At 53.5% G+C, this 19,514-nt stretch carries 15 protein-coding genes; 5 read left to right on the top strand and 10 right to left on the bottom strand.

Annotated elements, in window-relative coordinates; translation table 11 throughout:
• Positions 1-59 precede the first annotated feature (59 nt).
• The 5 genes from ribBA to glyA form a co-directional block, all read right to left on the bottom strand.
• A complete protein-coding gene (gene ribBA / locus SIL79_RS12340; RefSeq protein WP_028779054.1) occupies positions 60-1,166 on the bottom strand; it encodes a bifunctional 3,4-dihydroxy-2-butanone-4-phosphate synthase/GTP cyclohydrolase II in 1,107 nt (368 codons plus the stop codon).
• Positions 1,167-1,247: 81 nt separating this feature from the next.
• Entirely contained in the window at positions 1,248-1,904 is a 657-nt protein-coding gene (locus tag SIL79_RS12335; protein ID WP_162206955.1) for a riboflavin synthase, read from the bottom strand.
• Complete coding sequence (ribD, locus tag SIL79_RS12330; RefSeq protein ID WP_039034257.1) at positions 1,905-3,029, bottom strand: bifunctional diaminohydroxyphosphoribosylaminopyrimidine deaminase/5-amino-6-(5-phosphoribosylamino)uracil reductase RibD; 1,125 nt, start codon at positions 3,027-3,029, stop codon at positions 1,905-1,907.
• Between the two features lie 40 nt (positions 3,030-3,069).
• Positions 3,070-3,522: a transcriptional regulator NrdR gene (gene nrdR, locus SIL79_RS12325; RefSeq protein ID WP_025009434.1), complete on the bottom strand. Its 453-nt coding sequence runs from the start codon at positions 3,520-3,522 to the stop codon at positions 3,070-3,072.
• 109 nt (positions 3,523-3,631) lie between these two features.
• Positions 3,632-4,885, bottom strand: a complete 1,254-nt coding sequence (gene glyA / locus SIL79_RS12320; protein ID WP_162206956.1) for a serine hydroxymethyltransferase — start codon at positions 4,883-4,885, stop codon at positions 3,632-3,634.
• 228 nt (positions 4,886-5,113) lie between these two features.
• On the opposite strand from glyA, the gene ettA reads away from it, so the two are divergent.
• On the top strand, positions 5,114-6,781 hold the full coding sequence (ettA, locus tag SIL79_RS12315) for an energy-dependent translational throttle protein EttA (protein WP_025887609.1): 1,668 nt from the start codon (positions 5,114-5,116) through the stop codon (positions 6,779-6,781).
• A gap of 50 nt (positions 6,782-6,831) precedes the next feature.
• Here the strand turns inward: ettA and SIL79_RS12310 are convergent, their stop codons facing one another.
• Positions 6,832-7,146, bottom strand: coding sequence for a TapY2 family type IVa secretion system protein (locus SIL79_RS12310; protein WP_039034255.1), 315 nt, complete (start codon positions 7,144-7,146; stop codon positions 6,832-6,834).
• Positions 7,147-7,156: 10 nt separating this feature from the next.
• On the bottom strand, positions 7,157-10,744 hold the full coding sequence (locus SIL79_RS12305; RefSeq protein WP_162206957.1) for a PilC/PilY family type IV pilus protein: 3,588 nt from the start codon (positions 10,742-10,744) through the stop codon (positions 7,157-7,159).
• 525 nt (positions 10,745-11,269) lie between these two features.
• Here SIL79_RS12305 and SIL79_RS12300 point away from each other — a divergent pair.
• Together SIL79_RS12300 and SIL79_RS12295 are read left to right on the top strand one after the other, a co-directional pair.
• Entirely contained in the window at positions 11,270-12,361 is a 1,092-nt protein-coding gene (locus SIL79_RS12300; RefSeq protein ID WP_162206958.1) for an efflux RND transporter periplasmic adaptor subunit, read from the top strand.
• Positions 12,361-15,480 carry a multidrug efflux RND transporter permease subunit gene (locus SIL79_RS12295; RefSeq protein ID WP_101095190.1) on the top strand — a complete coding sequence of 1,040 codons (3,120 nt, stop codon included), beginning with the start codon at positions 12,361-12,363 and terminating at the stop codon, positions 15,478-15,480. The genes SIL79_RS12300 and SIL79_RS12295 overlap by 1 nt, the downstream gene beginning before the upstream one ends.
• An 83-nt stretch (positions 15,481-15,563) precedes the next feature.
• Here the strand turns inward: SIL79_RS12295 and SIL79_RS12290 are convergent, their stop codons facing one another.
• Together SIL79_RS12290 and SIL79_RS12285 are read right to left on the bottom strand one after the other, a co-directional pair.
• Complete coding sequence (locus SIL79_RS12290; protein WP_162206959.1) at positions 15,564-15,917, bottom strand: DUF1428 domain-containing protein; 354 nt, start codon at positions 15,915-15,917, stop codon at positions 15,564-15,566.
• Positions 15,918-16,125: 208 nt separating this feature from the next.
• The gene (locus SIL79_RS12285) at positions 16,126-16,551 is read right to left on the bottom strand and encodes an OsmC family protein (RefSeq protein ID WP_039034245.1); all 426 of its coding nucleotides are present in this window, start codon (positions 16,549-16,551) and stop codon (positions 16,126-16,128) included.
• Between the two features lie 189 nt (positions 16,552-16,740).
• On the opposite strand from SIL79_RS12285, the gene SIL79_RS12280 reads away from it, so the two are divergent.
• Positions 16,741-17,487: a substrate-binding periplasmic protein gene (locus SIL79_RS12280; protein WP_052248088.1), complete on the top strand. Its 747-nt coding sequence runs from the start codon at positions 16,741-16,743 to the stop codon at positions 17,485-17,487.
• A 62-nt stretch (positions 17,488-17,549) separates the two neighbouring features.
• Positions 17,550-17,975 carry a thioesterase family protein gene (locus SIL79_RS12275; protein WP_101095192.1) on the top strand — a complete coding sequence of 142 codons (426 nt, stop codon included), beginning with the start codon at positions 17,550-17,552 and terminating at the stop codon, positions 17,973-17,975.
• A gap of 11 nt (positions 17,976-17,986) precedes the next feature.
• On the opposite strand, the gene SIL79_RS12270 is transcribed toward SIL79_RS12275, so the two are convergent.
• Positions 17,987-19,480: a putative bifunctional diguanylate cyclase/phosphodiesterase gene (locus tag SIL79_RS12270; RefSeq protein WP_039034242.1), complete on the bottom strand. Its 1,494-nt coding sequence runs from the start codon at positions 19,478-19,480 to the stop codon at positions 17,987-17,989.
• Positions 19,481-19,514 lie beyond the last annotated feature (34 nt).

Below are 19,514 nucleotides of genomic sequence, written 5' to 3'. Positions count from 1 at the left end.
CGCAATTTACCCCTCCGCCCTATGCAATTATTCGGAAATGGTTAATTAATTCTGTTGGCTCATTCGCCGGGAATATACTCTGTGACTTCCAGGCCAAAACCACCCAATGAGTGATAACGCTTGGGCGAGCTGAGCAGGCGCATTTTGTTAACGCCAAGCGTCGCCAGAATCTGTGAGCCTACGCCAACCCGTTGGGAGGTTCCCTGCCATTTGGCCGTCACCGGCACTTCCCCCTTGTCTTCGGCCTCAAATGCCTTGACCTTGGCGATAATGCTCTCATTAGGTTCCTGGTTACCCAGCAGCAACAGCACACCACCATCGGCAGCAATCCGCGCCATGGCTTGCTCAAGCGGCCAGCTGCGCACTTCATCGCGCTCAGAAAACAGCAGGTCATTAATGGTGTTTTGCAGATGTACCCGCACCAGAATATTGTCAACAATCTCGCCCTTGACCATGGCAAAATGCAGTTGATTGTCTATGGTGTCGCGGAAGGTGTGCAGCTCAAACTCACCGAAACGGGTAGGCAGCTTGCACTTGGCTTCACGCACCACTGTGGTTTCTGTGTTATTGCGGTAGTTGATCAGATCGGCAATGGTGCCCATCTTAACGCCGTGCTCCTTGGCGAACACTTCCAGATCCGGACGACGCGCCATGGTGCCATCCTCATTGAGGATCTCCACGATCACAGCCGAAGGCTCCAAACCGGCCAGACGCGCCAGATCGCAACCGGCTTCGGTATGACCGGCGCGCACCAGCACCCCGCCATCCTGCGCCATCAAAGGAAAAATATGCCCGGGCTGAACTATGTCCGATGGCTTGGCATTTTTAGCCACAGCCGCCTGTACAGTTACCGCGCGGTCATGGGCACTAATACCTGTGGTCACCCCTTCAGCGGCCTCGATAGAAACGGTGAAGTTGGTTGAAAACTGGGCGTTGTTATTGCTCACCATCAGCGGCAAATTCAGCTGCTGGCAACGAGCCTTGGTCATGGTTTGGCAGATAAGACCACGGCCGAAGCGAGCCATGAAATTGATCGCTTCCGGGGTGACCTTCTCCGCCGCCATGATGAGGTCGCCCTCGTTTTCCCTGTCCTCATCGTCCATCAGGATAACCATTTTGCCCTGACGAATATCCTCGATGATCTCTTCGATACTGTGTAGCGCCATTGTAAGACCTTTATCTCTTGTTCTGTGTAATCAATGAATTCTAACCTGTTAGCGCGCGATAACCAGTGTGCTTGCGCACATCTAGCGCATGAAACCGGCCTTGGCGAGCATAGCCATAGTCACGCCTTCGCTCGGCTGCCCTTCCTCTTTATGCTGCATTAAACGTTCAAGATAGCGGGCTATCTGATCCACCTCCAGATTCACCTGAACTCCGGGACGCAGATCAAGCAAAGTGGTTTCGCTGGCGGTATGGGGCACTATGGTGAGGCGGAAATTACAGCCATCGACTTCGTTGACCGTGAGGCTGACGCCATCTATGGTAATGGAGCCTTTATGGGCAATGTAACGGGCCAGCTCAGCAGGCGCCTCGAGCCAAAACTCCAGCGCCTTGCCCCTTGGGGTCACGCTGATGACCCGCGCCATACCATCCACATGGCCACTGACCAAGTGCCCGCCCAAGCGGGTGCTGGGCGTGACCGCCTTTTCCAGGTTAACTTTGGTGCCGACACTGTAGCGGTCAAAGCCGGTGAGGCTAACGGTTTCAGCCGAAATATCGGCCACATAACCATCCGCCAGGCGTTCAACCACGGTCAGACACACACCGTTGGTGGCAATGCTGTCACCCAATTGGACATCGCCAAGATCCAGCTTGCCGCTGGCCACTGTCAGACGAATATCATCACCACGGCGCTCCAAGGCCCGTATTGTACCGACAGCTTCAATTATTCCGGTAAACATTCAATCACCTATCTTGAGAGTAAGCCGGGTATCATTGCCCAGCTTACGTTGATCTGTTACCCGTATCGCCGGGGTATCGGCTATCTGCTGATAGTTGGGCAAGGCCAGCAGGTTTCGGCCAGCGGCGCCAAGCAGTTTCGGGGCTTGGTAGAGCAGCAGCTCATCGGCCAAACCGGCACTAATAAAGGCGCCGCAAAGCGTTGCCCCGGCCTCGACCAACACCGCATTACAGCTCTGGCTCAGGTGTTGCAGCAGCGCTGTGATATCGACTCTGTTGTCTTCACCGGCCAGCACCAATGTGGTGACATAAGGCGGCAAAGCGGCCAGGAACTCATCCTCATAGGGGCGGCAACTGACCAAGAGTACCGGGCTGACAATCTTCAATAACCTGGCATCGAGCGGCATACGGCAGTTGCTGTCGAGTATCACTCGCAGCGGTTGAATAAGCTCCTGCTCACTCAGGGTTTCACCCAGGCTGCCAAGCTCAGAGTGCCGGACATTCAAGGAAGGGTCATCGGCCAATACGGTTTCAATGCCGGTGAGCAAAGCGCAGCTGCGGGCCCTGAGCCTTTGCACGTCGCGGCGCGCCTCGGGGCCGGTTATCCACTTGGACTCGCCGTTGGCCAACGCCGTCTTGCCATCGAGACTCGCCGCCAGCTTGAGGGTGACCCAGGGACGATTTCGCTCCATCCGCGATAAAAAGCCCGGATTCAACGCTCTGGCCTGCTCAGCCAAGAGACCGCTCTGCACCTGAACCCCGGCCTCCTGCAGCATGCCGATACCTCGGCCGGCCACCTGAGGGTTGGGATCTGTCATAGCCACCACCACCCGCTTGAGGCCATGTTTAATTAAGGCTTCGGCACAGGGCGGGGTGCGACCATAGTGACTGCAGGGTTCGAGGGTGACATAGGCAGTAGCGCCGCGGGCCTTGTCAGCGGCCATTTTCAAGGCATGTACTTCGGCATGGGGCTCACCGGCACGCTGATGCCAGCCTTCGCCGACAATCTTGCCATCGGCATCTATGATGACGCAGCCGACATTGGGGTTGGGGCGGGTTGTATAACGGCCACGGCGAGCCAGCATTATGGCGCGGCTCATCATGGCGATATCAGTATTGGACCACATGGGGGTTTCCGTTACTTAACAGTTGGCTGTGACTGACAGCCTATTTTTTCTCCAGCTTGGCAATCGCTTCACCAAACTCTGACACATCTTCAAAGGCACGATACACAGAGGCAAAACGAATATAGGCCACCTTATCCAGCTCAATAAGATGATCCATCATCAGGTTGCCGATCATTTCCGAGGTCACTTCCCGCTCGCCCGTGGCTCTGAGGGTGGACTTGATCTTGCTGATCGCCTCTTCAATCTTATCCATGGAAACCGGACGTTTCTCGGCGGCGCGCAGCATACCGCCGCGCAGCTTATCCTCATCGAACGGTTGCCTGCTGCCATCGCGCTTGATCACTCTGGGCATGACGAGCTCGGCACCTTCAAAGGTGGTAAAGCGTTCATGACACAGAGTACATTCCCGGCGACGGCGCACCTGATGACCGTCTGCCACCAGCCTGGAATCTATCACCTTGGTATCCGTCGCACTGCAAAATGGACAATGCATTATGCCTCCTGGTGCTCAGTTGCCGGCAGCGGCTGCTGCTAAATGGCAGGAACAAAAATGGCCGCTGAATTCAGCGGCCATCGAAGTTTATCCTATTCCCTTGAAAAGGTTAACCGTAAACAGGGAAGCGAGCGCACAGTTCCAGCACCTGGCTCTTCACGCGCTCGATAACGGCGTCATCGTGAGCATTGTCGAGCACATCACAGATCCAGCCGGTCAGTTCACGGGCTTCGGCTTCCTTGAAACCGCGGCGAGTGATGGCCGGTGTACCGATACGCACCCCGGAGGTCACAAAGGGTGAGCGGGGGTCGTTAGGCACTGAGTTCTTGTTGACTGTGATATTGGCACGGCCCAGAGCGGCGTCGGCTTCTTTACCGGTCAGCTCACGGCCAATCAGGTCCACCAGCATCAGATGGTTGCTGGTACCGCCGGAAACTATCTTGTAACCGCGCTCGAGGAACACCTCAACCATGGCCTTGGCGTTGTTGACCACCTGCTGCTGATAGGTCTTGAATTCCGGCTCCAGTGCTTCTTTGAAGGCCACGGCTTTACCGGCGATAACGTGCATCAGAGGACCACCCTGACCGCCCGGGAATACTGCGGAATTCAGCTTCTTGTACAGTTCTTCATCGTCGGCAGCCGACAGAATCACACCACCGCGGGGACCGGCCAGCGTCTTGTGAGTGGTCGAAGTCACCACGTGGGCGTGCGGCACAGGGTTAGGATAAACACCGGCAGCGATAAGACCGGCCACGTGGGCCATATCGACAAACAGGTAAGCGCCAATTTTGTCGGCGATTTCGCGCAGCTTGGCCCAGTCAACTATGCCTGAGTAGGCCGAGAAGCCGCCGATGATCATCTTGGGCTTGTGTTCCAGCGCCAGCGTTTCGAGTTCGCTGTAGTCAATCTTGCCGGACTCATCGATACCGTAAGGGATGATGTTGTACAGCTTGCCGGAAAAGTTAACCGGAGAGCCGTGGGTCAGGTGACCACCGTGAGCCAGGTTCATCCCCAGTACGGTATCGCCGGGTTGCAGCAACGCCATATAAACCGCGCTGTTGGCCTGTGAACCTGAGTGTGGCTGAACGTTGGCGTAAGTAGCGCCAAACAGCTGCTTGGCACGCTCAATTGCCAGAGTCTCCACCACATCGACATACTCACAACCACCGTAATAACGCTTGCCTGGATAACCTTCGGCATACTTGTTGGTCAGTTGTGAGCCCTGGGCTTCCATGACTCTGGGGCTGGTGTAGTTTTCGGAGGCGATCAGCTCAATGTGCTCTTCCTGACGACGGGTTTCATCCTCAATCGCCTTGAACAGCTCAGGATCATAGTCGGCAATGTTCATACTTTTCTTCAGCATCTGTCACTCCAGCTGGCAAATCTTATTGGTAGGGTTGCGCGGTATTCTACTCTGAGTGTGACAAATATCCCAGTCGCAGGATGATGAAAATCCTTGTGTCAGCAGATGACTATGTTTCATTTGCTGAACAATGGTGCCGCTATCCGGCCGCATCTGGCAGGAGCCCTGGCAAATTGGTAAACTGCCGCCAGTTTAGGAAAACTCAGTTCAGGACAACAGAGAAACAATATGGCTCAGTTTGTATACAGCATGCTGAGGGTCGGCAAAATAGTGCCGCCCAAAAAGCAGATCCTCAAAGATATTTCATTGAGTTTCTTCCCCGGCGCCAAAATTGGTGTCCTGGGTCTCAACGGCTCGGGTAAATCCACCCTGTTGAAAATCATGGCAGGTCTGGACACAGAAATTGAAGGTGAAGCCCGTCCCATGCCGGGACTCAAGATAGGTTACCTGCCCCAGGAGCCCCAGCTTGATCCCAACAAGACAGTACGGGAAACCATAGAAGAAGCCGTCAGCGAAGCCAAAAACGCCCTCAAGCGTCTGGATGAAGTCTATGCGGCCTATGCTGAGCCGGATGCCGACTTCGACGCCCTGGCCAAGGAGCAAGGCGAACTGGAAGCCATCATTCAGGCCCAGGATGCCCACAATCTGGACAATATTCTCGAGCGCGCCGCCAACGCCCTGCGTCTGCCGGAATGGGACGCCAAGGTGGAGGTGCTCTCCGGGGGTGAACGTCGCCGGGTGGCCATCTGTCGTCTGCTGCTGGAAAAGCCGGAGATGCTGCTGCTGGACGAACCAACCAACCACCTGGATGCCGAATCCGTTGCCTGGCTGGAGCACTTCCTGCAGGAATACTCAGGCACTGTGGTCGCCATTACCCACGACCGTTACTTCCTCGACAATGCCGCCGGCTGGATCCTGGAGCTGGACCGGGGTGAAGGTATCCCATGGCAGGGCAACTACTCCTCCTGGCTGGAGCAGAAAGATGCCCGTCTGAAGCAGGAAGCCGCCAGCGAAAGCGCCCGCCAAAAGACGATTGCCAAGGAATTGGAGTGGGTGCGTCAGGGTGCCAAGGGACGTCAGTCCAAGGGCAAGGCCCGTATGGCCCGCTTCGAAGAGCTGAACAGCTCAGATTATCAGCGCCGCAACGAGACCAATGAGCTGTTTATTCCGCCCGGTCCTCGCCTGGGTGACAAGGTGATTGAGGTGCGCAATCTCACCAAGAGCTATGGTGACCGGATTCTGATAGACAACTTAAGCTTCAGCGTTCCCAAGGGCGCCATAGTCGGTATTATCGGTGCCAACGGTGCCGGTAAGTCGACCCTGTTCAGAATGCTCAGCGGCGCCGAGCAACCGGACAGCGGTGAAATCGAGATAGGTGATACGGTACAAATCGCCTCTGTGGAACAGTTCCGTGACTCGATGAACGACAAGAACACGGTTTGGGAAGAGATCTCCGGCGGTCAGGACATAATGCGGATCAACAATCTGGAGATCCCGAGCCGCGCCTATGTCGGTCGCTTCAACTTCCGTGGTGGCGATCAGCAGAAGATCATCGGCTCACTTTCAGGTGGTGAACGTAACCGGGTGCATCTGGCCAAGCTGCTGCAGGCCGGCGGCAACGTGTTGCTGCTCGACGAACCGACCAACGATCTGGACGTGGAAACTCTGCGGGCACTGGAAGAAGCGCTGTTGGAATTCCCCGGCTGCGCCATGGTGATCTCGCACGACCGTTGGTTCCTCGACCGTATCTGTACTCACATCCTCGACTACCGTGACGAGGGGCAGGTTAACTTCTACGAAGGTAACTACACAGAATACTCGGCCTGGCTGAAAAACCAATTCGGTGCCGATGTGATTGAGCCGCACAGACTCAAGTACAAGCGGATGACCAAGTAATAGAAAAACCGTACAAAAACGGAGGCAAACGCCTCCGTTTTTTATTTCCTTTAACCCAGGCCGGCTTCAGAATCGTCCAACTGCCTGCCACTGTCCGAGCGAAACGCCTGCTCTCTTGGCACACACTCAAACACTTCACGCACATAATGGCGTTTGCCGCGGTTACCTATCCGCTCCAGCTTCATTCCCGGCATCTGCCGCTGGTAGAGCTCGGCCTTGGCCGGATCCCAAGAGACCCGAATAATCTCCTGCGCCGCTCTTGTTGTTTCCACCAGGCACTTATAGTCCTGACGTTGCCCCTTGGGCTGTGCGGCAGCCAGAGGCAGGCTCAAGAGTATGGCCAAAGGCAATATCAGCTTGTTCATCATCCGCTCCTCAATTGGCCTGATAGTAATAAATCTTGTTGGTAGACGGGCCGCCGCCGACACACTTGTGATCGCCGGGTGGGCAGCCTGGTTCCGACTTCACCTTCTCCATCTTTTCGCCGGCATTGCCAATGCCTATCAAATACATATAGCTATCGGCCACAGTGCCATCACTGCTGATATTGGGCGGCACAACCAACTGCGGTGTATCCGGGACACTCTCCCCCATCTCCAGATAGGTTTTTGTGAAACTGCGGGTGCCCTTGTGCAGATCAAAGCCATAGAGGTAGCCCTGCCCGGCAACCAAACACTGGTTGCTGGAAGTCTGCGAGCCAGGCACATAGGAGGTAAAGAAAACCCGCCCTTTGATGATACTGGCATCGGCAAGGCTTTTTTCACCATTGCGGGTAAAGTCGTAATACCAACCACGCTTACGGCCAAAAGCGATGTGCTCTTTCTCTGAAGCCGGTGCCTTGGCAGTCACATCGTAAAGATCCGCCAACGTCAGTGCCTGAGGCACTGCCTTGCCCTTGAAACTCCGGCTGAGGGTATTTCTGTCCTGCAGAACAAAGAACATGTCCGAGCGACTGGTGTTCGATGGAGATGGCCTGAGTCCGGAGCCGACCACCACGGCATCGTAAGGGACTTGCTGCGCCGAAATCACCATCTTTGACTGGCCATTGACCGTGACACGGTTCTCGCTCAGATTGCCAAACATGGTTTGCGCCACCACAGGGGCGGCAAAGAAGCGCCTGTCGGTATTTTCTGTGCTGCCGCCAAGAGAAGCAAACTTGAAGGCACTCCATTGTTTGCTGTCGGCACCGGCCATATCCAGCCGCCAAACATTGGCCCCGGTATCTGTGGCATAGATACGGTCAGTAACGCCATCACCATTGCTGTCAAGAATCGCGACCGAATTGGGAATGCTGTCCCTCAGCCCCGGCATTGGCGTATCACCGCCGGGGCCAAATCTGTGCAGTAACTTGCCGGTTTCGGCATCCAGAATGAACACCCCGCGGCCCTGGCTATCGGCGCCACCGACCTCAAGAGTATCCTTGGCCGGAGAGTACCCTGCTCCAAAGATGAGTACCGGCTTGTCACCCTGACCTGGAATGGTGGTCACCACAGGCTTGGCCCAGCTTTGCCCCAACTCACTCATGCCGGCCGAGTCTGCGCTGATATGCCACATCAGACTAGGCTTATCCGGATTGGTCACATCCATGGCGTAGTAACCACGGCCGCCACGCCGCAGCCCCATAAATACCCAGGCCTTCTCCATCTTGTTGCCGCTGCGCTTGATATAAGCTGCGGGTGAGCCATCAAAACCATAAACCGAATGCACGCCGGAAGGTACGTTGGCCCTGAGCGTTGCCAGATTGGGTAAAAACTCCCAGGGCATAAAGGCCCAGCTCTCATTGACCGAGTCCCCTTTGTCCTGAAACATATGCAGCATACCGTGGTTACTGCCCAGCAGAATACGGATATCCGGGTTCTTTGCGGACGAACCGAAATCTATCGCCAAAGGTTTGGAATGCAAGGGGTCGCCAAGAAGGTCACGGCGCTTATCGCTGTGGCTGTTATTCTGGTTGTCATCGTCAATATCCTTGCCGATAACCCAGTCGAACAGATCCTGCAGTTGGCTTTTATCTACTCCCATATGCTGCGCCAGCTTGGCCTCGCCGCCGGCGTAACTGCTGGCCGCGACCTTGGTCAGGGGCGACAAACCACCTTTGGCAGCAAAATTGCCGTAGAAAGTGCGCTGTTGTTGGTTATAGAGGGCCTCGGCCACCCCACCTTTGGTAACATCGTCGCCATCACCACCGGCGTTGCAAACGGCCTGAGAACTCCAGAAAGAGCAGGCCGAAGTATTGATATTGCCATTGTCGGCAATGGCCGGATTGCCGTTTTTGTCTACCACATCCCCTGTGCCTGTCACCCTGAATTTCTTGAGATTGCCACGCCAACGGGGGCCCTTGTTGGGCAGGAACATGGAGTAATACACAGAGTCAAAGGTCTGTACCTTGTTGAAGTTGTTGCTGGCCACTGAGGGCGAGGTGAAACTGGCATTCTTTTCCAGAATTTGATTGACCACCAACTGAATTGCCGACTGCAGCTTGCTGGCATTCTGGGCATCGAAGTAACGGCCGCCGCCTTTTTCAGCAGTCTTTCTCAATAAGGCTTCCGCCCTGGCCGCCCCCTCACTGAAGCCTATGGTAAAAGTATTGACCGTCTGTTTGCCGGCCATATTGGGGTTAACGTCATTACGGGCCATCCAACTGCTCAGGGCACTGAGATAACTTCGGCGACGATTACTGCTCACATAAGCATCCTTGCCCCCGGTCATACTCTGCACCAAGCCGTCGGCGGCCTTGTCCAACGTCGGCTCACCGTCTGTGATATAGACTATATAGGCTTGGTTCTGACACTTTTTGAACGGCGACTCATAAATGCCGTTCTTGATAATGCTCATATCCTGCTGCGGGGTATTGGCGGAATCATAATAACCTACGACTCTGAGCCTTCCCCATTCATCACGCCGGTAATAAGTGTAATCACTATCATCATCACCGAAATACACCCCTTGGCCACTAAAGTATCGATAGGCTTCATAGAGAGTTTCACACAAGGGTGTATTCTGGGCGAAGGTAATATCATTGACGCTTTTAATAAGCGCTATCTTACTGTCGGCACTCTGCGGTTTAATCCCGGAGATAATCCGCCCACCATCGCGCATGCCTTCCCTATCATGGTTTAAGTTGAAAATGGCCAGCCCCAAATCTACCCCGGGAGTTGTCACAATCACGTTCTGAATCGCTTCCTGAGCCAGTTGCAAACGTGTCTTGGTGACCTTTTTCTTATCACTGTGATGCCAGCGCAAATAATCTTCTGTATAGAGGGTTACCACGCGGCCAGTGCCAAAACCTGTACGCCCTGCAGCGTCCTTGGCCGCCTTCTTCTGCGCTTCGGTCGAACGATTGCTGACCTGGGTGTAGCTGATCACCTGATTGCGGTTACCAACGCTATCCAGCGGCAAACCATCGGGTATCCCAGCCGCATTGCCATAACGCTCATCCTGAATATCCTCCAAACAATCTACCAGAGTGATATTGGCGCCATTATTTTCCGGCAACTCTTTCCAGGTGCCATTTTGCCCGGAGAAACTGTACTCACGAACAAACCCGGTATAAATTCCATATTTATTCAGATACTCCCAGGAGGTTTGACAGCCGTTATTGCTGCGCAGAAAACGCCAGGTTTTATCCTGCTTACCCGGAACCGGCATATTATCTGAATCCGGTGCTCCTTTGGTGAAATAAATAAACTCTTTCTTGGGCTCAAGGGCGCCACCACCTGCGCCGGGGAAATAACTCTCATCCACATCGTATACATAATTACCCATACTGACGGAGTTATCGAAAATAATCAGCATTTGCGGTCGAGCACCTGTACGCGATGAAGACTCGTAAACATAGAGCTCTGTGTCATCGGCCAATAACGGGCTGACCAATATAAAACTGCCAATACAGGAAAGCAGTAAGGTTAAGAATTGTTTGCCGTCAAAACGCCAATAAGGACTGATAAATATTTGCTTATTCATGGTAACCAGCTTGTATTTCACCCTGTGTTTATTCCACTTTTCGATGAGAGACAAACAACACACTAGACTGTAAAATAAGGCTTTTATCTCTTTAGCCTTCTATTTACCACGGCAAAAAACAAGCAAACAACAAATAAATAGATTTATTCACATTATTATCAATAATGTGTCGACCAAACCTCATAAAAAACAAACAATATTGACCTTAGCCAAATATCTGACTCATCTATTAAGGTCACTTTATGTACTTACTTAGGGAATGCTTCTTGCAAAGGACTAGACCATTTGCTGCGAACCACGCCTTACATCCAGGCCTGTAAGTCGACGCAGAGCACACATGGGACTTGTTCGCACCTTGCTTAGTTCGACTGATGACAAACATTTCCAAGATAAGTTTTTCAGTCACATTTTCGCACCGGAATTTGCGCTTTTTTACATTGATTTACCAGTTTTATGCTCGAGGCTCCCGTAAAATAGGCGGCAATCAGATCCTAGCGGATCTCTAACGGCATCAGATGGGACACAATGAAAAAACCTTATATCGGACTCCTGGTCCTTGGCCTTTGTGTGGCCACCTATCTCCTATTAACTCCAACGGCAGAAAATACCGTCAAAAAGCCCGGCTCAGGCATGGGGATGGGCAAAGCCGCCGTTCCCGTAATTACCGCCACAGTCACAGAGCAATCCCTGGCGCAATCCCTGACTCTGATCGGCAAGCTGGAAGCTGAACGCTCTGTCACCATAGCGCCTCAAGTCGCCGGCAAGATAGACGCTATCGCGGTGCGCTCCAATCAAGAGGTGAAGGCGGGTGAGCTCTTGCTGGTTTTGGAAGAATCCAAGGCCAAAGCGGCGGTGATGGAAGCCGAATCTTATCTGGCCGATGAGCGGCGTAAGTTGGGCGAATATGAAAAACTGATCGGCCGTAACGCCATTACTCAGACAGAAATTGATGCCCAACGCGCCAGCGTCAGTATCGCCGAAGCCAGACTGGCCTCGGCCAGGGCCGAACTTTCCTACCATCATCTGCGGGCTCCCTTTTCCGGTACAGTGGGCCTGGTGGATTTCAGCAAGGGCAAGCTGGTGAGCCAGGGAACCGAACTCTTGAGTCTCGATGATCTGAGCTTGTTGCGGCTCGATCTGCAGGTACCCGAGTCTTATCTGTCGCAACTGAGTGTCGGCATGCAGGTTCAAGGCAGCAGCAGTGCCTGGAACGGCCAACTATTTCAGGGCAAGGTGGTTGCCATAGATCCCAGAGTCAACCCGGATACCCTCAATGTCAGGGTTAGAGTGGAATTCAAAAATAAAAACAAACGCTTGAGACCTGGCATGATGTTATCGGCCACCCTGACCTTCCCACCACTGCACCAGGCGGTAGTGCCGGTGCAGGCGTTGGAGTATTCCGGCACCAAGCGCTATGTCTATCGCATAGATGAAAACAACATAGCCCACCGCACCGAAGTGCATCTGGGCGCCCGGGTCGAACATCTGGTGCTGATCACAGATGGCGTCAGCCTGGGAGATCGCATTGTGGTGCAGGGGCTGGTGAATATTCGTGATGGCGCCAGCGTCAAACCCTTGACCGCCGAAGCAGTACAGCAGACCGGGGAGCTTCACTGATGTTGTTATCCGATGTCTCGGTCAAACGGCCGATCAGTGCCATAGTGCTGAGCCTGCTTTTGTGTGTCTTTGGTCTGGTGTCTTTCAGCAAGCTGTCGGTGCGGGAAATGCCGGATGTGGAGAGCCCGGTCGTCACTGTGATGACCACCTATGAAGGGGCCAGCGCCTCTATCATGGAGAGTCAGGTCACCAAAAACCTTGAGGATGAGCTGACAGGCATCAGCGGTATCGATGAAATCACCTCGGTGAGCCGCAACGGCATGTCGCGGATCACAGTGACCTTCAAATTGGGCTGGAACCTCACCGAAGGGGTGAGCGATGTCCGTGATGCGGTGGCCAGGGCGCAGCGCCGGCTGCCGGAAGAGGCCAACGACCCGATAGTCTCCAAAGACAACGGCTCGGGCGAGCCCTCCATCTATGTCAACTTGAGCTCCAGCGAGATGGATCGTACCCAGCTCACCGACTATTCCCGCCGGGTACTGGAAGATAAGTTCAACCTGATCACGGGGGTCAGCTCGGTGGATATCTCAGGTGGCCTCTACAAGGTGATGTATGTGCGCCTCAAGCCTGAGCAGATGGCCGGTCGCAATGTCACTGTGCAGGATATCCTTGCAGCCCTCAAGGCGGAGAATATGGAATCCCCCGGCGGCGAGCTGCGTAACGACACCACTGTGATGACGGTGCGCACCGCCCGCCTCTATCTGAGTCCTGAACAGTTCGACTATCTGCAGGTCAGCAGCGCAAACGGCTCGCCGGTTTATCTCAAGGATGTGGCCGAAGTGTTTGTCGGCGCCGAAAATGAGAACTCCACCTTCAAGAGCAACGGCATAGTCAACCTCAGCCTGGGGATAGTGCCGCAATCGGATGCCAACCCGCTGGATGTCGCCAAAGATGTTTACAAGCAGGTGGACGCACTGCAAAAGTTTCTGCCGGCCGGTACCGAGCTGTATGTGGACTACGACTCGACCGTGTTTATCGATCAGGCCATAGACGAGGTGTATTACACCCTCTATATTACGGCGGCGCTGGTACTGCTGGTGCTGTATATTTTTATCGGCCAGCTGCGGGCAACGCTAATTCCGGCAGTGACTGTGCCGGTATCGCTGATCTCGGCCTTTATGGCCGCCTACTTCATGGGCTTTTCCATCAACCTGCTGACCCTGATGGCACTGATCCTGGCCATAGGCCTGGTGGTGGATGACGCCATTGTGGTGGTAGAAAATATCTTTCACCACATAGAGCGCGGGGAAGATCCGCTGCTGGCCGCCTACAAGGGCACCCGCGAAGTGGGTTTTGCCGTTATTGCCACCACGGCGGTATTGGTGATGGTATTTCTGCCCATCTCCTTTATGGAAGGCATGGTCGGCTTACTGTTCACCGAGTTTTCCGTGCTACTGGCGGTATCAGTACTGTTCTCATCCCTGGTCGCGCTGACGCTGACACCTGTACTCAGCAGCCAGTTGCTCAAGGCCAATGTCAAACCCAACGCCTTCAACCGCGCCTTGAATCGCTTCTTTGCGGCGCTCGAGCTTAAGTATCGCGCCATGGTGGCCATTGCCATACGTCACAAGGTTGCGGCGCCCTTGGTGATCCTCGCCTGTATCGGCGGCAGTGCCTTGCTGGTAAACCATATTCCAGCTCAGTTGGCACCACAGGAAGACCGCGGGGTGATCTTCGCCTTTATCAAGGGCGCCGAAGGCACCAGCTATAACCGCATGACAGCCAACATGGATATAGTACAGGACAGGCTGATGCCGCTGCTGGGCCAGGGCGTGCTCAAGTCCTTCAGTGTGCAGGCGCCGGCCTTTGGTGGCCGCGCCGGTGATCAGACAGGTTTTGTGATCATGCAGCTCGAGGATTGGAAAGACAGGGATATCAACGCCGAGCAGGCGCTGGTGATGATAGCCCAGGTATTGAAAGATATTCCCGATGTGATGGTGCGTCCCATGTTACCCGGCTTCCGTGGCCGCTCCAGTGAGCCGGTGCAGTTTGTGATCGGCGGATCCGACTATAAAGAGCTGTTCAAATGGGCACAACTGCTGCAACAGGAGGCCAACAGCAGCGGCCTGATGCGCGGCGCCGATCTCGATTATGCCGAAACCACCCCTGAGCTTCTGGTCACGGTTGACAGACAAAGGGCGGCAGAGCTTGGTGTCAGTGTTGCCGATGTTTCGGAAACCCTGGAGGTGATGCTCGGCGGCCGCAAACAAACCACCTATGTGGACAGAGGTGAAGAGTATGATGTCTACGTGCGCGGAGATGAAAAACAGTTCAGCAACATGAGCGACCTCAGTCAGATCTATATGCGTACCAGCAAGGGCGAGCTGGTTACCCTCGACAGCCTGGCGCATATCGAAGAAGTCGCCTCGCCGCAGCGACTGAGCCATACCAATAAACAAAAATCCATCACCATCAAGGCTAACCTCATGGATGGCGCCACTCTGGGGGAAGCACTGGATTTCCTCGACGCCAAGGCGATTGAATCCCTGCCCGGTGATATCAGTATCAGCTACACAGGTGAGTCGAAAGACTTCAAGGAAAACCAGAGCAGCATGCTGCTGGTATTCGGTTTGGCCCTCTTGGTGGTTTATCTGGTACTGGCGGCTCAGTTCGAAAGCTTTATCAACCCACTGGTGGTGATGTTGACCGTCCCCATGGGGGTATTCGGCGGCTTCCTTGGTCTGTGGCTGACACAACAAGGACTCAACCTCTATAGCCAGATAGGGATGATCATGTTGATAGGCATGGTAACCAAGAACGGTATTCTGATCGTCGAATTTGCCAACCAACTGCGAGACAAGGGGCTGGCCTTCGAACAGGCGGTTATCGATGCCTCGGCGCGGCGTTTGCGGCCGATCCTGATGACCTCCTTCACCGCGATTGTCGGCGCGATTCCCCTTATCTTCTCCACCGGTGCCGGCTCTGAGAGCCGTATTGCAGTGGGTACTGTGGTGTTCTTCGGTATGGCGTTTGCGACCTTTGTCACCCTGTTGGTAATCCCGGCCATGTATCGACTCTTGTCCTATAACACCAAGTCGCCCGGCCATGTCAAAGACAGGCTCAATGCCGCTATCGCCCGGCAGCAGGCGCAGATAAACATAGGCTCAGGTTCAGATTGATTCTGTCTGGGTCAATAAGGAGCCTCAATAAAACAAGGGATGCCAAACGGCATCCCTTGTTTTATTGAGGCGTCAAAGAAAAACTAATCCTTGAGTAGCATCTCAAAGCCGCCCCAGATCATTCTCTTGCCATCGAACGGCATATCACCGAGAGTCTCGGAAACGGAAGGATCTGTCATGATGAACTGCATGCCTCTATCGCGCGTAGCCTTGTCCGGCCAAACGATCCAGGAAACCACCACAGTCTCGTCATCCTGGCGCTTTACCGCCATAGGCATGGAAGTAAGCTTACCTTCCGGGACATCATCCCCCCAGCATTCTACCAGCTCCAAAGCGCCCTGAGACTTAAACAGCCCCGCCGCCTTGCGTGCATGCTCAAGATACTGCTGCTTCTTGGCCGTTGGAACCGGAGCGACCATCACATCGATATAACTCATTTTCGCCTCCTTTGCTCTGTTCTCCCTGAACTTGCATCTTCCCTTGCAAGTGTAGGAGGCGCAACGGCATTTTGCCGTCTGAGTCAGTGGTTATCTGTCAGCCTGTCAGTATTCACGCAGCAGGCCTGGTTCAGCGCTTTATTTTATTTAGCCCGGGCTTGGTCAGGATTGGCTGTGCTCAAGCCAAGAGCAATTGAAGCTTCAGGCCTCAGACGCTTTGATGCTCTACTCTGGAAGCGCTCAACAGGTTGTCATGCACGGGACAACGATGGCAGACAGTATCGAGAAACTGCTGCTTTTGTTCTGCCGTCAAGTCGGCATCGATATCGGCATCCAGGGTAATACGGCGAAACCCAACAGGATCCTCACTGGGTTTCCCAAGCAACCCGTCGGAATTCATCTCGCCACGCACCTTGATATTCATTCCCCGGAGATCGATTTTCTGCTCTCTGGCTACCATTCTGGCAATAGCAGAAATACAGCCGCCCAGAGAAAACAGGAAGGTCTCCAGCGGATTGGCTCCTTCGTTACCGGCGGAAGCTTGGTCAATGACCAAGGTATGCTCACGCACCTGCGCCGTCACTTTCCAGCCTTTGCCCATTTTGGTTTCGAGTTCAATGATCTTTTCTGGCATGGTACTACCTCATCCATTAGAAAATTTTTAATGAGATTAATCTAATGATTATTGTAATGCAAACCCGTATAACGTAAATGTCGCCAAGCTCACAACTCAAAAACTTGTCTCGCTGAGACTATCGAAAAGACTAAGACTCAGGTACTATTTTTAGTCTTTATAACCGGGCCGCTCAACCCAAGGACGAGAATGAGATCTGGAATAATAACTGTATTAATTTGTTTTCTTTGCATATTACCTACCGAGTCAACCAGGGCAACCCCTCAGAATAAAGTCTTACTCGCCGCCGAAGACAGTTGGCCCCCTTTCGCCGACAGAACCGGGCAAGGCTTATCTCACCAACTGATAGCCGCGGCTTTTTCTATTGAACATATCCAAGTGGAAAGCTTGGTGGTGCCCTACTCCAGAGCCTTGATGATGGCCCGAAAGGGACAGGTTCAAGGAGTGTTCAATGTGACTCGTGAGCGCAGTACTGAGGCGGCTTTTTTGTTCGGTGAAGAGCCATTGTTTATTGCCAACGCCTCCTTCTACTACAACAAAAACCGGCCACTGAGTGCCAAAAACAAATGGCAACTTCCGAGGGGGAGTGTCGTTGGGGTTATCAAGGGTTATGAATATGGCGATGAGTTTTCCGAGCTGAGCAAACAGTTGCAACTGGTACAGGTTGCCAGTCAGGAGCAACTGCTCAATCTCTTGCTGCTCAATCGTATCGATGCCGCCATTATGTTCGACAAGGTAGCCGAAGGCGTTATCAAACGTATGGGGGTGAAAGAGGAGATTCTGCCGGCATTTCCCAACCATCAGAGCCGAATATTCCTGGCATTCTCACTGCAGGACGCCGATTCACCTGCGTTGGCCAAGGCATTGGATAAAGGGTTGCGACAGATGAAACAAAGCGGTCAATATCAGCAAATAATCAACAATGGTCGCTTCTGAGTGCTCATCTTTGCCTATCACAGTGTTAAACTGCCGGGCGCGACTCAATTACAGGTATTTGCATGCAGCTCAGCTTCAGCCCTTGGTTTCATTTTCAATTGCAGATCTACTATGAAGATACGGACTTTTCCGGCGTGGTGTATCACCCCAATTTTCTGAAATATTTCGAACGCGCCCGTGAGCAAGTCATAGGTGCCAACGAATTAAAACGCCTGTGGCAATCTGAGGGAGTGGGCTTTGCCGTTTATCGCTCCGAGCTTATTTGTCAGGAGGGAGTCGAGTTTGCCGATATCCTGGATATCCGCACCCGTTTTGCCTTCGAAAGCAAATATCGCACCGTGTGGGAGCAAGAGATCTGGCGTGAAAACGCTGTCAGAGCAGCAGTCAACGGCCGAGTGGAAATGGTGTGCATGAATCGTCAGCGCCAACTTTGCCCCATGCCGGCAACGCTGCTTGAACAATTGGGCGCTCAACTACAACAGATTTAATTCCTTTGAACTCAGCCTGCGGTCTTGGCATGAATGCTGTGTTTAGCGTACCAGTATTCCAATTCCGGCGCCGTTTTGGGTTTGGCGATAATATCTCCCTGTAGTTGGTCGGCCCCCATAGAAATTAGCACCTGTTTCAGCGCCATCGACTCAACCCCCTCAACTGTAACCTCAAAACCCAATGACTTGGCCATCTGGATACTGGCGCGCATTATATGCTTGGCATTACTGTTACTGAGCAGCTCTTCATTGAACGCCTTATCGATCTTAACTTCATCTACCGGCAGATTCTTCAAATAGGCCAATGACGAGTGCCCGGTACCAAAATCATCTATCGCCAGACGAATATCCAGTTGCCGCAAACGTTGTAAAATTTTAATCGCCTGCTCAAGGTCGGCCATCAAGCTGCTCTCGGTGATCTCAAGCGCCAGCACATCACCCGGCAACTGGTATTCTTGCAATTGGCGTTCAATCTCCTGCAACATACAGCCGTTGTTGAGATCCTGCGCCGATAGGTTAAGTGCAATTCGTACTTTAAAGCCGCCACTGCGCCACTTACGCTGCTGTAACATCACTTGCTCAAGCGCCCAATGACTCACCAGGCCTATCATGCCGGAATACTCGGCCAACGGAATAAACTCGGCTGGAGAAATGGCGCCGAATTTAGGATGTTCCCAGCGAATAAGCGCTTCGACCTGGCGGCAAAGGCCGCTGCTCACTTCTTCTTTGGCCTGATAAACCAGATACAACTGACCGGTTTTCAACGCTTTGGGTAGACTATTGATGATCTCCAACTCACGCATTTGAATGCTGTCTTCACCCGTCTGATAACCGGCCAGCAGATCACGGCTATTACGGGCTTTTTTCAGCGCCAGATCCAGGCGGCGCAACATCAAGCTGAGATCGGTATGATGCGCATGCAAATCCAGATAGCCCATCTGGATGCGGAGGCTCAAAGGCGTACCTTTAATATCAAAAGGAACCTGTAGCCGTCCCCGCAACCGATGAAGATCCTCCTCTGTCTGTTGTTGCTCAAAGTACAGCAAAAACTCATCTTCATTCATTCGCGCCAATAACCTGGGCGCATGTTGCAACCCCAGCAGGCGATCTGCCATCTGCTTGAGCAGTTGATCGCCAAAGGCAAAGCCAAACAGGTCGTTGACGTAACGGAAACGGTAGATGTCCAGCAGCACCATAGTCCCCTGCTGCAGCGGCATCAAAGCGGTCACGCTGCGCTTGAGCCCTACCCGATTGGCAAGGCCTGTGAGTTTATCTTTCCCCACAGGTGGCGGAAGCGCCTGCAGCAACTTTTCCAGGCTATTAACCAAATCATAAAAAGCGACCGGCACCCAAGGGAGATCGAGTGGCGCGCGGGCTTTTATCTGATTGTCGAGTTGTTTGCCGAGCTGTTTGATAAAACGCCGCTCTTTTTGACGCTGGCGGCGCCACAAAAGGAGAATAAACACAGTAATTAACGCGATAGAAAGCAACCATGGGCCTATCATCAAAGCGGTATTCTCCCGTTAATGATCGAAATGA

The sequence above is a fragment of the Shewanella indica genome, assembly GCF_033842865.1.
GTDB classification, from domain to species: Bacteria; Pseudomonadota; Gammaproteobacteria; order Enterobacterales; family Shewanellaceae; genus Shewanella; species Shewanella indica.
Note: the sequence above shows the minus strand (reverse complement) of the source record. Positions and strands in the feature narration are given on the sequence as shown.